16 protein-coding genes and 2 pseudogenes are annotated in these 13,495 nt (G+C 64.7%); 4 read left to right on the top strand and 14 right to left on the bottom strand.

From position 1 onward, the window contains the following. Positions 1–76 precede the first annotated feature (76 nt). On the top strand, positions 77–727 hold the full coding sequence (locus ABI213_RS07820; protein WP_348007081.1) for a LysE family transporter: 651 nt from the start codon (positions 77–79) through the stop codon (positions 725–727). Positions 728–780: 53 nt separating this feature from the next. Here the strand turns inward: ABI213_RS07820 and ABI213_RS07815 are convergent, their stop codons facing one another. The 3 genes from ABI213_RS07815 to ABI213_RS07805 are packed head-to-tail and all read right to left on the bottom strand — an operon-like array spanning position 781 to position 2,362. Beyond that, positions 781–1,221: a PIN domain-containing protein gene (locus ABI213_RS07815; protein ID WP_348026621.1), complete on the bottom strand. Its 441-nt coding sequence runs from the start codon at positions 1,219–1,221 to the stop codon at positions 781–783. Then, positions 1,218–1,484, bottom strand: a complete 267-nt coding sequence (locus ABI213_RS07810) for a hypothetical protein (RefSeq protein WP_348007079.1) — start codon at positions 1,482–1,484, stop codon at positions 1,218–1,220. The genes ABI213_RS07815 and ABI213_RS07810 overlap by 4 nt, the downstream gene beginning before the upstream one ends. A 56-nt stretch (positions 1,485–1,540) precedes the next feature. Continuing rightward, complete coding sequence (locus ABI213_RS07805; RefSeq protein ID WP_348007106.1) at positions 1,541–2,362, bottom strand: creatininase family protein; 822 nt, start codon at positions 2,360–2,362, stop codon at positions 1,541–1,543. A 200-nt stretch (positions 2,363–2,562) separates the two neighbouring features. Between ABI213_RS07805 and ABI213_RS07800 the strand changes: the two genes are divergently transcribed. Further along, positions 2,563–3,312, top strand: coding sequence for an AAA family ATPase (locus tag ABI213_RS07800; RefSeq protein ID WP_348007078.1), 750 nt, complete (start codon positions 2,563–2,565; stop codon positions 3,310–3,312). A 1-nt stretch (position 3,313) separates the two neighbouring features. Here ABI213_RS07800 and ABI213_RS07795 read toward each other — a convergent pair whose 3' ends face one another. Then, a complete protein-coding gene (locus tag ABI213_RS07795; RefSeq protein WP_348007077.1) occupies positions 3,314–4,015 on the bottom strand; it encodes a sulfite exporter TauE/SafE family protein in 702 nt (233 codons plus the stop codon). Next, positions 4,015–5,391 (bottom strand): oxygen-independent coproporphyrinogen III oxidase, encoded by a 1,377-nt coding sequence (hemN, locus tag ABI213_RS07790; protein ID WP_348007076.1) that lies wholly within the window; start codon positions 5,389–5,391, stop codon positions 4,015–4,017. Before hemN ends, ABI213_RS07795 begins: the two co-directional genes overlap by 1 nt. Positions 5,392–5,536: 145 nt before the next feature. Between hemN and fnr the strand changes: the two genes are divergently transcribed. Further along, positions 5,537–6,256, top strand: a complete 720-nt coding sequence (gene fnr / locus ABI213_RS07785; RefSeq protein WP_348007075.1) for a fumarate/nitrate reduction transcriptional regulator Fnr — start codon at positions 5,537–5,539, stop codon at positions 6,254–6,256. On the opposite strand, the gene ABI213_RS07780 is transcribed toward fnr, so the two are convergent. The 9 genes and pseudogenes from ABI213_RS07780 to ABI213_RS07740 all read right to left on the bottom strand — a co-directional run. Beyond that, positions 6,234–6,485 carry a hypothetical protein gene (locus ABI213_RS07780; RefSeq protein WP_348007074.1) on the bottom strand — a complete coding sequence of 84 codons (252 nt, stop codon included), beginning with the start codon at positions 6,483–6,485 and terminating at the stop codon, positions 6,234–6,236. The genes fnr and ABI213_RS07780 overlap by 23 nt on opposite strands. Before the next feature lie 9 nt (positions 6,486–6,494). Beyond that, positions 6,495–6,752 carry a FixH family protein gene (locus ABI213_RS07775; protein ID WP_348007073.1) on the bottom strand — a complete coding sequence of 86 codons (258 nt, stop codon included), beginning with the start codon at positions 6,750–6,752 and terminating at the stop codon, positions 6,495–6,497. A gap of 11 nt (positions 6,753–6,763) precedes the next feature. Beyond that, entirely contained in the window at positions 6,764–8,182 is a 1,419-nt protein-coding gene (ccoG, locus tag ABI213_RS07770) for a cytochrome c oxidase accessory protein CcoG (protein WP_348026619.1), read from the bottom strand. A 3-nt stretch (positions 8,183–8,185) separates the two neighbouring features. After that, complete coding sequence (ccoP, locus tag ABI213_RS07765; protein ID WP_348026617.1) at positions 8,186–9,094, bottom strand: cytochrome-c oxidase, cbb3-type subunit III; 909 nt, start codon at positions 9,092–9,094, stop codon at positions 8,186–8,188. A gap of 18 nt (positions 9,095–9,112) precedes the next feature. Beyond that, on the bottom strand, positions 9,113–9,250 hold the full coding sequence (locus ABI213_RS07760) for a cbb3-type cytochrome c oxidase subunit 3 (protein ID WP_348007371.1): 138 nt from the start codon (positions 9,248–9,250) through the stop codon (positions 9,113–9,115). Between the two features lie 9 nt (positions 9,251–9,259). Then, positions 9,260–9,949 (bottom strand): cytochrome-c oxidase, cbb3-type subunit II, encoded by a 690-nt coding sequence (gene ccoO / locus ABI213_RS07755; protein WP_348007372.1) that lies wholly within the window; start codon positions 9,947–9,949, stop codon positions 9,260–9,262. A 9-nt stretch (positions 9,950–9,958) separates the two neighbouring features. Continuing rightward, entirely contained in the window at positions 9,959–11,407 is a 1,449-nt protein-coding gene (ccoN, locus tag ABI213_RS07750; RefSeq protein WP_348007403.1) for a cytochrome-c oxidase, cbb3-type subunit I, read from the bottom strand. Between the two features lie 62 nt (positions 11,408–11,469). Next, the gene (ccoS, locus tag ABI213_RS07745; protein ID WP_348007373.1) at positions 11,470–11,607 is read right to left on the bottom strand and encodes a cbb3-type cytochrome oxidase assembly protein CcoS; all 138 of its coding nucleotides are present in this window, start codon (positions 11,605–11,607) and stop codon (positions 11,470–11,472) included. Between the two features lie 83 nt (positions 11,608–11,690). Then, positions 11,691–13,289 (bottom strand): annotated as a pseudogene (locus ABI213_RS07740) (heavy metal translocating P-type ATPase); the annotation flags it as partial. Positions 13,290–13,301: 12 nt separating this feature from the next. Here ABI213_RS07740 and ABI213_RS07735 point away from each other — a divergent pair. Next, positions 13,302–13,495, top strand: a pseudogene (locus ABI213_RS07735) (DUF2242 domain-containing protein); the annotation flags it as partial.

Below are 13,495 nucleotides of genomic sequence, written 5' to 3'. Positions count from 1 at the left end.
GAATTTAGGTTTGTTTAATAAAACCTCGTGATGCCGGACACTGCGGACCGTACCCAGCCTCTTGCGAAAGCCCGCCATGTCCAGCCTCTTCCTCGCTCCCGCCCTTACGCCTGCGTTTAGTGCCGGTTTGCTGCTCAGCCTGTCGCTGATCGTGGCCATTGGCCCGCAGAACGCCCACGTGCTGCGCATGGGGCTGCGCGGCCAGCATGTGGGGCTGACGGTGGCGGTCAGCATTGCGTCGGACGTGGCCTTGATCGCGCTGGGCGTGCTGGGGCTGTCGCAGCTGGGCGGCCTGCCGCGCTGGGTGCAGGCGGCGATGGTCTGCGGGGGCGTGGTGTTTTTGCTCATCTACGGCTGGAAGGCCTGGGGGCGATTTCGCGCCGGGTCGGCCGCGCACCAGGCGGTTGCCGAGCCGGTGGCGGCCATGAGCCGCCAGCAGGCGGTGGGCGCGGCGCTGGCCGTGGCCTGGCTGAACCCGCACGCGCTGGTGGAGACGCTGGTGCTGATCGGCACGGCCTCGCTGGCCTGGGGGTCGCCGGGCAATACCTTCTTTGGCATGGGCGCGGCCACCGGGTCGGTGGTGTGGTTTGTGGGTCTGGGGCTGTGCGCCCTGTGGCTAGGGCAGCGCCTGCAATCCCCCGCCCTGTGGCGTGCGCTGGACGGGCTGGTGGCGCTGATGGTGTGGGGCACGGCGGCGGCGCTGGGTTGGGGTTTGCTATCTAATTAGTAGCTTCTGACGCACATTCCAATTGGGCTGGAGGGCTAAAAGGCATCTAATTTTTAACCCATGCCGGGGCGGAGCCAGTTTTCCACCGGCAAACCCGGCACGCGGCGAAATTCGGCTTCGTTGTCGGTCACCACCGTGCAGCCCAAGGCCAGGGCATGGGCGGCGATCAACAGGTCGTTGGGGCCGATCATCTGGCCTTGCTGCTGCAGTTGGGTGCGCACGCTGGCGTAGTGGTTGGCGGCTTCGCGCTCCAGGGGCAGCGGCGGAATGTGCGCCAGCAGGGCCGCAATTTTCTGCTCCAACAAGCTGGACGCGATACGACGGGCTCCAAAATTGAGCTCGCATTCGACCACCACGCTGGTCACCACCTGGCCCGGCTGCTGCGCCACCAACGCTGCGATTTTGTGGGCTAACGGGCCCTGGGGCTGTTTGAGGAGGTTGGACAAAATGTTGGTGTCCAGCAGCCATAGGGGTGCCGTGGAAGCGTCCGTCACAGCGCAATGTCGTCCAGCGGCAGCAGCCCTTCGTCGGCGTTAGGCATGTCAAAATCCATAGCATCCCATGATGCCAGTAGTGCGGCGAGGCTGGTTTTCTCTTCGGGTACCGGGGTGATGACCAAGGTGTTGCCGACCTGCTGCATCAGCGCCTCTTTGCCCGGCAGCTCAAACCCGCGCGGAATGCGCACGGCTTGGTTGGCACCATTGCGGAATAGCCGGACGTGGCGGCTGGCGGGATCGTTGGGGGCGATGGCTGGCATGTTGACTCTCCTGGAGATAGGTCTTCAGTGTAGCCTATGCCATTGGCATATGCTAATTAGGCGCTAGGCCCGTCCACCAGCGTGGACAGCGGTAAATCCGCAATCTCTTGCAGCAGCAGCGCCAGCTGCTGGCCCGATGCCTCTACCAGCATCTCGCCCTTTTCTACCGTGGCCGCCGCCGCATTGCCAGCCGCGCCGGTGGGGTTGTAGTCCTGCATCTGCCAGCCCAGCTTGGCGCTTTTGCCGTTGCCCAGAATCGGGTACTTTGCGGCGCGGTCTTGCGAGGTGGATTTGAAATCGCGCGCCTGGTCCATGCGCACCCATTGCGGGCGCAGGGCCAGCATCATCGAGGTTTCCTGGTCCCCGGCGTGGATGCCGAAGCGCTGTTCTTCGGCGCTGAACAGGCCATTGGCATCGCCCAGCGGCAGGTTGAACCAGCTGGCGCTGTACACCAGCAGGTCGTGTTCGGTGCGCAGGGTGCGGGCCACGATGTCCATCAGACTCACCTGGCCGCCGTGGGCATTGAAGATCAACAGCTTTTTGACCCCGCTGCGGGCCACGCAGGCACCCAGCTCGGTCCAGACGCGGATGGTGGTTTCACTCGACAGCGTCAGCGTGCCGGGGAAGCGGATGTGCTCGGGGCTGAAGCCGACCTGCTGGGTGGGCAGCACCAGCACCGAGGCATCGGCGGGCAGGTGCGGCAGTGCGGCGGCAATGACGCCATCGACCAGGGTGGTGTCCACGCTCAGCGGCAGGTGCGGGCCGTGCTGCTCGGTGGAGGCCACGGGCAGCACAGCCACGGTGCGAGCCGGGTCGAGCTGCGCGAAGTCGCGGGTGGTGAGGTCGGCCCAGAAGCGTGGTGGAGGGATGCTGTACATAACTCTGGCGAGGATGGGGTAGTGCGGATCGGGATGGGGTGCAAGGCGCATTTTGCAGCCAATAGCCGCAGCTATTGGTCAGAAATGCAACGCCGCAGACCGCCCGAGGCCGTGCTGCCACAGACCGCTGGGAGTTGTGCACAGCATCCCTCAGGTGCATGCCCGGATTTTAGGAGCCCGCCGCGCATAACATGCGGGGCATGATTTCCTCCCAGTACGTCAGTCGCGTCAGCCTGCAACGCGACAAGGTGGACTCCTTCGATCGCTACCCGTTCAACCTGCCCGCGGTGCGCACGCTGGACCGGTTGGAGATGCACCCCAAGGTTACTTTCTTCGTGGGCGAAAACGGCTCTGGCAAATCTACCCTGTTGGAGGCCATCGCCGTGTCGCTGGGCTTCAACGCCGAAGGCGGTAGCAAGAACTTCCGCTTTGGCACGCGCAGGTCGCATTCGGAGCTGCACAGCTACCTGCGCATCGCCAAGGGCTTCAAGCGGCCAAGGGATGGCTTCTTTTTGCGGGCCGAGAGCTTTTTCAACGTGGCTACCGAAATCGAAAACCTGGATGAAGATCCCACGGCGGGCCCATCCATCATCGGGCATTACGGCGGGCGTTCGCTGCACGAGCAATCGCATGGCGAGTCTTTCTTGGCGCTGATGAACGAGCGGTTTGGCGGCCAAAGCCTGTTTCTGCTGGACGAGCCCGAAGCCGCTTTGTCACCGCAGCGGCAACTGGCCGTGCTGTCGCGCATGCACGACCTGGTGCGGCAAGACGCGCAGTTCGTCATCGCCACGCATTCCCCTATCCTGATGGCCTACCCGGATGCCTGCATCTATCGGTGCGGCCCGGAGGGCGTGGTCCCCATCGCCTATGAGGACACCGAGCACTTCCAGGTCACGCGGGACTTTCTGCTCGACCGAGAGCAGGCGCTGCGGGGTTTACTGCACAGGTAAGTCAAAAGATGCTGCGGCACAGCGCCAGTACCCGCGGGTCCATGTCGTGCAGCAAGCTCCACACCGCTACTGCCGCCAGCGACGCGCCCGCCACCCGCATGCCCCACTCTTGTCGCTCGGGGCTGCGCCAGGCCTGCAGGCGCAGCCAGAGCCAGGGCCCGGCCACCAGGGTGATGCTGCTGCCCAATGCAAACAAGGCCATGCACAGCGCACCATCCAGCGGGCCGCCGCTGAGGGACGCTACCAGCAGGGCGGAATACAGCAGGCCGCAGGGCATCAGCGCCCAGGCGGCACCGGCCACAAACACCCAGGAGCGGCCCGCTGTACCGGGCTGAAGATGGGGGCGCAAACCCGCCCACAGGCTGCGGCCCAGGCCATCGACCCACACGGGTTGCCGCGCCAACACCAGCAGCATGCCGCCCCACACCAGCACGGCCACGTGGAACAGCGTCCACACCGGGCGCAGCGCGGCAGAGGGCAGGGTCAGCCAGGCCAGGGTATTGGCTGTGGCGGCGGCCAAGGCGCCCGCCAGCGTGTAGCCCAGCAAGCGCCCGGCCTGCAGTTGCAGCATGCCCGTTTTGGCCCCGGCCTTACCTCTTCCTACCCGCACGATGCCCGTGCAGGCCGCGCCGCACATGCCCGCGCAGTGCGGACCACCGGCCAGACCCATGAGCAGCGCGGTCCAGGCCAGGCCGGTCTGCATTAAATGATCCGTGAAAAGCGGGCGCGGTTGTGGTCGGCTTGCAAATAGCGGTCAAACACCATGGCCACGGCGCGCACAAAGAACCAGCCGGTGGCGGTGACCTGGATGCCGCCCGCGTCCACGGTGACCATGCCGGCCTGCACCAGCGGCTGCAAGGCCTGCAGCTCGGCGGCAAAGCTGGTTTGGAAGTCCACCAGATAGGCCAGTTCAATGGATTCAAACTGCACCGCGCCCTGGCACATCAAGGCCATGATGACAGAGCGGCGCACTAGGTCGTCGCGCCCCAGGGCCAGGCCGCGCACCACGGGCAACTGGCCCTGGTCGATCATGTCGCAGTAGGCCTCCAGGGTCTTGGCGTTTTGGCTGTAGGTGGGGCCGATGCGGCCAATGGCCGACACGCCCAGGCCGATCAGGTCGCAATCGGGCTGGGTGCTGTAGCCCTGGAAGTTGCGGTGCAGCCGCCCCTGCCGCTTGGCCACGGCCAGCGCGTCGTTGGGCAGCGCGAAATGGTCCATGCCCACATACACGTAGCCCGCGCCGATGAGTGCGTCCAGCGCCTGCGACAGCATGGCCAGCTTGGCGGCGGCGCTGGGCAGGTCGGCGTTCAGGATGCGGCGCTGCGGCTTGAAGCGCTCGGGCAAATGGGCGTAGGCGTACAGCGCGATGCGGTCGGGGCGCAGCTGCACCACTTGCTCCAGGGTGCGGGCGAACGAGGTGGGCGTCTGGCGCGGCAGGCCGTAGATCAGGTCGGTGTTGATAGATTCAAAGCCCAGGCGGCGCGCCTCGGCCACCAGGTCAAACACCTGCTGCGCAGGCTGCACGCGGTGCACGGCCTTCTGCACGTCGGCATCGAAGTCTTGCACGCCAAAACTCAGGCGGTTGAAGCCCAGCGCTGCCAGGGCCGCCAGCCGGGCCCCGTCCACGGTGCGCGGATCGACTTCGATGGAGTATTCACCGCCCGGTGCCAAAGTGAAATGGCTGCGTAGCATTTGCATGAGCTGGCCCAGTTCGGCATCGCTCAAAAAAGTGGGGCTGCCGCCGCCCAGGTGCAACTGGCTGACCACCCGGCCCGCGCCGAGCTGGGCGGTGTGCAAGACCACCTCGCGCTCCAGGTACTGCAGGTAGGCCGCGCCGCGTTCGTGGCGCTTGGTGATGATTTTGTTGCAGGCGCAGTAGTAGCACAGCGACTCGCAAAACGGGATGTGCACGTACAGCGACAGCGGCAAGGCGGTGGCGGTGTCGCGGCGCAGGCGCAGGGCGCGGGCGTAGTCCTCGCCGGTGAAGGCCTCCACAAAGCGGTCGGCGGTGGGGTAGGAGGTATAGCGCGGCCCTGGCACGTCAAAGCGCTGCAGAAGTTCGGTCGAGACGCGGGTCATAGAAAGCGCTTTGGTTGCATCCACGCAATGTGCCGCGAAGCCCCGTCTGCTTCTTTGACCTAGATCAAGTCGGTTTCAGATACTTCTACTCACAATATAAGTTCTTAAAAGTACTTTCATTGTTGAACCAGCCCATACTCCCCGCATGACCCCTATCGCCATCAAAGTTGCCTGCTCGAACTGCAATCTGCGGGAGCTGTGCATGCCGCTGGGGCTGAACCAGGAAGAGTTGGACCGTATTGACGGCCTGGTGGCCGTGCGCCGCAAGATCCCACGCGGGGCCACGCTGTTCCGCAATGGCGAGACGTTTACCGCGCTGTATGCCATCCGCACCGGGTTTTTCAAAACCTCCATCACCACCGAAGACGGGCGCGACCAGGTCACTGGCTTCCAGATGGCGGGCGAAATCATTGGCCTGGACGGCATCGTCAACGACCAGCACACCTGCGACGCGGTGGCGCTGGAGGATGCCGAGGTCTGCGAGATGCCGTTTGAGCGCATCGAAGAGCTGTCGCGCGAGGTCAACGCCTTGCAACGCCATGTACACAAAATCATGAGCCGCGAAATCGTGCGCGAGCACGGCGTGATGCTGCTGCTGGGCAGCATGCGGGCCGAAGAGCGGCTGGCGGCCTTTTTGCTGAACCTGGTGCAACGCCTGCATGCGCGTGGCTTCTCGCCGCTGGAGCTGGTGCTGCGCATGACGCGTGAAGAAATCGGCAGTTACCTGGGTCTGAAGCTGGAGACGGTGAGCCGCACCTTCTCCAAGTTTGCCGAGGACGGAATGGTGGAGGTTAAACAGCGCCACATCCGTATCTTGGACACCGAGGCCTTGAAGCGCATCGTCAATCTTCAGCCCTGTCTATAGTTGCAAGGCCACCCGACTGGCCCACCAGCAGCGCCAAGCTGCCGACCAACGCCGCCACGGCCCAGAACGCAAAAAACGCCAAGCTGTACACGCCCTGGCGTGACAAGGTCAGCGGCTCACCCAGCCAATGCAGGGCCAGCGGGTCGACCACCGCAAACACCAAGCCCTCCAGCAGGCAAGCCCCCAAAAATCCCGACCACACCACACTGGTAATTCGCTGCACTGCCATGGCCCGCTCCTACTTCTGCCGCACCGCGCCGGGGGGCGTGGCTGCGTGGTTGCGCCCTTGCTCGGCCGGGGCCAGCGTGCCCTGTAGGGCCAGCGTTTTGTTGATCTCCAGGCCCTGGCGGTAATAGTCTTGCGCCAGCACCGGGTCTTGCCGGGTGAACGCCAGCCAGGCGGTGACCAGCGCGGCGATCACCACGATCAGCGGGCCGGAGATGACCAGCCATACGTGGCCATATTTCCACCAGGCTTGCGGGGTTTTTTCAGACATGATTTATCTCCTTATCGAGGGACGATGAACGTGGATTTTTCAGACACGTGGTCTTTGCCGTCGGCCGTAGCGATGTCGAACACCACCGGGTGCGAACCCGGCGCGGCCGAACCGTAAGGGATGTGCAGGCGCACCGCGACCCAACGCGACTGCACAGCTCCCACCTCTACTTCGGTCTCCGATGCCAGCACCAGGCCCTCCAGTCCGTGGGCTGATAGCGTGTAGCGCTGGGGCGACTCGGTGGCGTTCATCACCTGCAGGCGGTAGACGTTTTCCAACTGGCCCCCACCCACAATGCGCGACAGGGCGGCGCGGTCGCGCACCACGTCCACTTTCAGCGGGGTACGCATGGCCAGGCTGATGCCCAGGCACAGGATCAGGGTCCAGAGCAGCGCGGTGTAGACCAGTACCCGAGGCCGCAGCACACGGCGCAGTATCTGGCGGGCACCCCAGCCCCCGGCTATGCCGTTCTGGGTGGCAAAGCGCACCAGGCCGCGGGCGTAGCCCATTTTGTCCATCACCCCGTCGCACACGTCCACGCAGGCCGCGCAGTTGATGCACTCGTACTGCAGGCCCTGGCGGATGTCGATGCCGGTGGGGCAGACCTGCACGCACAGGGTGCAGTCCACGCACGCGCCCAGGCCCAGCGCGGCCGGGTCGGCTTTGCGAGAACGCGCCCCGCGCGGCTCGCCCCGGTTGGTGTCGTAACTGACGATGAGCGTGTCTTTGTCAAACATGGCGCTCTGGAAGCGGGCGTAGGGGCACATGTACTTGCACACCTGCTCGCGCATGAAGCCCGCATTGCCGTAGGTGGCCGCGCTATAGAACAGGCCCCAGAAGACCTCCCACGAGCCAAAGTTGAGCTGCAGCGACTCTTGCAGCAGCTCTTGCGTGGGCGTGAAGTACGACACAAAGGTAAAGCCAGTCCACAGCGACAGCAGCAGCCACACCGCGTGCTTGGCGGCCTTCTTCCCCAGCTTGGTGGGTGACAGGGCGCCGCCGTCAAGCCGCATGCGCGCGCCGCGGTCGCCCTCGATGCGGCGCTCTATCCACATGAAAATCTCGCTGTACACCGTTTGCGGGCAGGTAAAGCCGCACCACAGCCGCCCGGCCACGGCGGTAAACAAGAACAGCGACAGGGCCGACACCACCAGCAGGCCCGTCAGGTAGATGAAGTCCTGCGGGTACAGCACCAGGCCAAACAGGTAAAAGCGCCGTGCTGCCAGGTCCAGCAGCACCGCCTGGCGCTCCCCGTACTGCAGCCACGGCAGGCCATAGAACACCAGTTGCGTGAGGAACACCATGCCCCAGCGCCAGCGGGCAAACAGGCCCTGTACCGAGCGCGGATAGATCTTGGGCTGGGCCGCGTACAGCGACACCAGCTCCTCGCTATCGGCAGCAACGACGCTGATGGGGATGACTTTGCGCATGGTTTAGGGTGTCGGCTTGTTCGACAGCCCCCACACGTAACTGGCCAGCACATGGATTTGTGCCTCGGTCAGCTTGTCGTGCTGGGCGGGCATCTGGTTGGTTTTGCCGTTGTTGACCATGGCGATGATGGCCGCCTCGCCCCAGCCATGCAGCCAAATGTCGTCCGACAGATTGGGCGCGCCGATGGCCTGGTTGCCCTTGCCGCCCACGCCGTGGCAGGCCGCGCAGACCGAGAACTTGGATTTGCCCAAGGCCGCACGCAGCGAGTCGTTCGGGCTGCCCGACAGGCTGAGCACGTAGTTGGCCACGTTCTTCACATCGTCGGGCGTGCCCACGGCGGCGGCCATGGGTGGCATCACGCCGATGCGGCCATGGGTGATGGTTTCCCAAATTTTGTCGGGCGTACCGCCGTGCAGCCAGTCGCCGTCGGTCAGGTTGGGAAAGCCCTTGCTGCCGCGGGCGTCCGAGCCGTGGCACTGGGCGCAGTTGTTCATGAACAGGCGCTCGCCCACCGCCATGGCCTGGGCGTTGCCCGCCAGCTTTTCGGGGGGCAGGGCGGTGAATTGGGCATACAGCGGCGCCAGTTCGCGGTTAGCCTGGGCCACTTCGGCGTTGTATTCGCCCTGCGAGGTCCAGCCCAGTTTGCCCGCATAGCTGCCTAGGCCGGGGTAGGCCACCAGGTAGCCCACGCCGAACAGCACCGTCAGAATGAACAGGCCCACCCACCACCGCGGCAGTGGGTTGTTCATTTCGCGCAGGTCGCCGTCCCACACATGGCCGGTGGAGTTGTCGCTCTGGAACGGCACTTTTTTGCGGGCCGTGATCCACAGCAGCAATAGGCAGGCTGCAATGCTGACGACCGAAACCGCGCTGATAAAAACCGACCAGAAGTTGCTGGTGAAATCACTCATGGGGACATCCTTCCGGGGTCAGTCTTGCAAAAAGGGCAACTGCGCTGCGTCGTCAAACTGCGCCTTGTTGCGGCGCGAAAACGCCCAGACCCAAATGCCGATAAAGGTGATGAAGCTGCAAACAGTGGCGGCGATGCGCAAGGTGGTGACATCCATGGGGGGCTTTCAAGGGGCTGGTGTGGGTGGGGCGACTGGTACGCTTTGAGCGGCCTTGGCCGCCAACTGGTCGGTCAGGGCCCGGCCCAGCACCTGCAGGTAGGCGATGAGCGCGTCCTGCTCGGTTTTGTCTTTGACCTCGGCGGCGGCACCCGCGATTTCGGCATCGGTATAGGGCACGCCCACAGTGCGCAGGGCCCGCATGCGGGGTGCCACATCGCTGGGATCGACCAGGGCGGTTTCCAGCCAGGCGTAGCTGGGCATGTTGGATTCGGGCACCACGTCGCGCGGGTTGTGCAGGTGGATGCGGTGCCATTCGTCGCTGTACTTGCCGCCCACGCGCTGCAGGTCGGGCCCGGTGCGCTTGCTGCCCCATTGGAACGGGTGGTCGTAGACAAATTCACCGGCTACCGAGTAGTGGCCGTAGCGCAGCGTTTCGGCGCGGAACGGGCGGATCATCTGCGAATGGCAGTTGTAGCAGCCCTCGCGCAGGTACACGTCGCGCCCCATCAGCTGCAGCGGGGTATAGGGCTTGAGGCCGGTGACCGGCTCGGTGGTGGACTTCTGAAAGAACAGCGGCACGATCTCCACCAGCCCGCCCACGGCGACCACCAGCAGAATCAGCACGATCATCAAAAAGTTGTTGGTCTCGATCTTTTCGTGCGAGAAGAACGGAATCGGTTTCTTGTTGTCAGCCATGGGGTTCTTTCAAGCGTGGGCCAATTGCGATGTGGGCACGGGCACCAGTACCGAGCGGCCCCGGGTGACCGTCATCGCCACGTTCCAGGCCATCACCAGCATGCCGCTGAAGTACAGCAAACCGCCCGCTACGCGCACCACGTAGAACGGGTAGGTGGCCTTGACGCTTTCCACAAAGGTGTAGGTCAGCGTGCCGTCGGTGTTTACCGCGCCCCACATCAGGCCCTGCATCACGCCGGCAATCCACATGGCGGCGATGTACAGCACCACGCCGATGGTGGCCATCCAGAAATGCAACTCAATGGCCGGTACGCTGTACATCTTCTTGCCGCCGTACATGCGCGGAATCAGGTGGTACAGCGAACCCATGGTGACGAAACCGACCCAGCCCAAGGCACCGGAATGCACATGGCCAATGGTCCAGTCGGTGTAGTGGCTCAACGCGTTGACGGTCTTGATGGCCATCATCGGGCCCTCGAAGGTGCTCATGCCGTAGAAAGACAGCGAGACGATCAAAAAGCGCAGGATCGGGTCGTCGCGCAGCTTGTGCCAGGCACCCGACAACGTCATCACGCCGTTGATCATGCCGCCCCAGCTGGGGGCCAGCAAAATCAGCGAGAACACCATGCCCAGCGACTGCGTCCAGTCCGGCAGCGCGGTGTAGTGCAGGTGGTGCGGACCGGCCCACATGTAGGTGAAGATCAGCGCCCAAAAGTGCACGATGGACAGGCGGTACGAGTACACCGGCCGCTCGGCCTGCTTGGGGATGAAGTAGTACATCATCCCCAAAAAGCCCGCGGTCAAAAAGAAGCCCACGGCGTTGTGGCCGTACCACCACTGCACCATCGCGTCCTGCACCCCGGCGTAGGCCGAGTACGACTTCATCCAGCCCGCAGGCACCTCGGCGCTGTTCACCACATGCAGCAAGGCCACGGCGATGATGAAGGCGCCAAAGAACCAGTTCGCCACGTAGATGTGCTGGACCCGGCGGCGGCCGATGGTGCCAAAGAACACGATGGCATATGCCACCCACACCAGGGTGATCAGGATGTCGATGGGCCATTCCAGTTCGGCGTATTCCTTGCCGGTGGTGTAGCCCATGGGCAGGCTGATCGCCGCCGCCACAATCACCGCCTGCCAGCCCCAAAACACGAACGAGGCCAGGCGCGGGCAAAACAGCCGGACCTGGCAGGTGCGCTGCACCACAAAGAAGCTGGTGGCCATCAGCGCGCAGCCGCCAAACGCAAAAATCACCGCATTGGTGTGCAGAGGCCGCAGCCGCCCGTAGCTGAGCCAGGGAATACCCAAGTTCAGCTCCGGCCAGGCCAGTTGCGAGGCAATGGTGACCCCCACCAGCATGCCCACCACGCCCCATACCACGGCCATCAGAGAGAACTGCCGTACCACCGTGTCGCTGTAGACCTCGGGGGGATCGGTGTGTGTATATGTAAGAGCCATGGTCACCTCGGTTGTGTTCATGGCAGTGTCGAAGCGATGGCCGCGTCGCACTTTGATACATATCAATCGTTGTGCAGAATTCGCTCGCCTTCTTGCTCGACCGATTCAAACTGGCCTTGAAAAATGGCCCACCACAGGCCGCCCAGGATCAGCAGCACCAGCACCACCGACAAGGGGATCAGCAGGAACAGGATGTCCATCCGCAGGCCTCCCTACAATTGCTATATTTTTCAGAGCTGCTTGCGCAGGTGGAATATGCGCTAGAGGCATGTTTCATATAAATTTAACCCCGTGACAATCTGGCGGCATTCAACACCACCAACAGCGAACTCAGCGCCATGCCCAGTCCGGCCAACCAGGCGGGCAGCCAACCGGCCAGCGCCAGCGGCACGCAGACGGCGTTGTAGCCCGCAGCCCAGACCAGGTTTTGCCGCACCACGCGCAGCGTGCGCCTAGCCATCAAAAGCGTCTGCGGCACCCGGTTCAGCGCGTCGCCGGTGACGACCAGGTCTGCCTGCCGCTGCGCCAGTGGCACGGCCTGGCCAAAGGCGAAGGACACGTGGGCGGCGGCCAGCACCGGGCCGTCGTTCAGCCCATCACCCACCATCGCCACATGGCGGCCCTGGCGCTGCAAGGCCTGCAGGTGCAGCAGCTTGTCGTGCGGTGTGCAGCCGCCGCGCGCCACGGGGATGCCGACCTGGGCCGCCACCCGCAGCGCGGCAGCGGGGAGGTCGCCTGAGAGCAATTCCACCCGCAGCCCGGCGGCCTGCAACGCCTGGATGGCCTGCACCGCATCGGGCCGCACGTCTTCGGACAGGTCGAACGTGGCCAGCCAGCCCAGGTTGTCGCCCAGATAAACCTGTCGCACCGTTTCGTCTACCTCGAAGCCGTCGGGCACGCTACACCAGGCGGCGGACCCGAGGTATACCCGCCCTAATGCGTCCATGCCGCGCATGCCTTGCCCCGCCACTTCCTCCACCTGGCGTAAGGGCTCTGGAGCCACCCCTTGGGCCAGGGCGGCAGCCGCCACCGCACGCGATGCCGGATGCAGCGACTGCCCGGCCAGCCCGGCGGCCAGCCCCAGCGCCACAGCCGTCGGCATGCCGCCCCGGGTGCGGATGGCCACCACCGCCATGCCGCCCTGGGTCAGCGTGCCGGTCTTGTCAAACACCACGGTGTCCACCTGCGCCAGGTTTTCCAGCGCCTGCAGGCGGCGCACCAGCACGCCGGACTGGGCCAGGCGGCCCGCAGCCGCCAGCAGCGCAGCCGGGGTGGCCAACGACAGTGCGCACGGGCAGGTGACGACCAGCACGGCTACCACCACCATCAGCGCATGGCCGGGGCCGGATGGCCACCACAGCACGCCCGCCAACGCCGCCACCACCAGCACGCCGATCAGAAAGGGCCGCGCCACCCGGTCGGCCAGCTGCGCCAGCCGGGGTTTCTGGCTGGCAGCCTGGGCCATCAGCGCCACGGTTTGGGCGAAGCGGGTGCTGTCGCCCAGGCGGTCCACGTGCAGCTCTACCGGGGCCGTGAGGTTGATGCTACCGGCCAGCACCGGCTCGCCCACCACGCGGGCCAGTGGGGTGGATTCGCCGGTCAGCAGCGCCTCGTCCACCTGGGTGCGGCCTTGCAGCACGGTGCCATCGGCGGGAAAGGCCTCGCCCGGCAGCACGCGCAGGTGGTCGCCCACGTCCAGCCGCCGCACGGCCACGCGGACGAAAGCGGTGCCATTCCAACGCTCCACGCTGTCGGGCAGGCGGCTGATCAGCGCCTCCAAAGCGCCCGCGGTGCGGTCGCGCAGGCGCAGCTCCAGCCAGCGGCCGGTGAGCAAAAAGAACACGAACATGGTCAACGAATCGAAGTACACCGCGTGCCCCAGCACGCCTTGCGGGTCGAAGGCCGAAAGAGCTTTCAGCCCGAGCCGGAGTCGCACCTGCAAATGGAAATCCGGATTGTCTGCGCGCCCGACACGTCCGACGGCAAAGTCAGCCTGGGTTTTGTGACCGCCCTGCAAGACGTTTACGCGCTGAAGAAAAGCAACAATTCGGCCAGTTTGGGCGTGGGCGCGCTGGGATCGAATCGCAA

The sequence above is a fragment of the Rhodoferax sp. genome, from assembly GCF_039922535.1.
Taxonomy (GTDB): domain Bacteria; phylum Pseudomonadota; class Gammaproteobacteria; order Burkholderiales; family Burkholderiaceae_C; genus Rhodoferax_B.
This window is presented reverse-complemented; position numbering and strand designations above follow the sequence as displayed.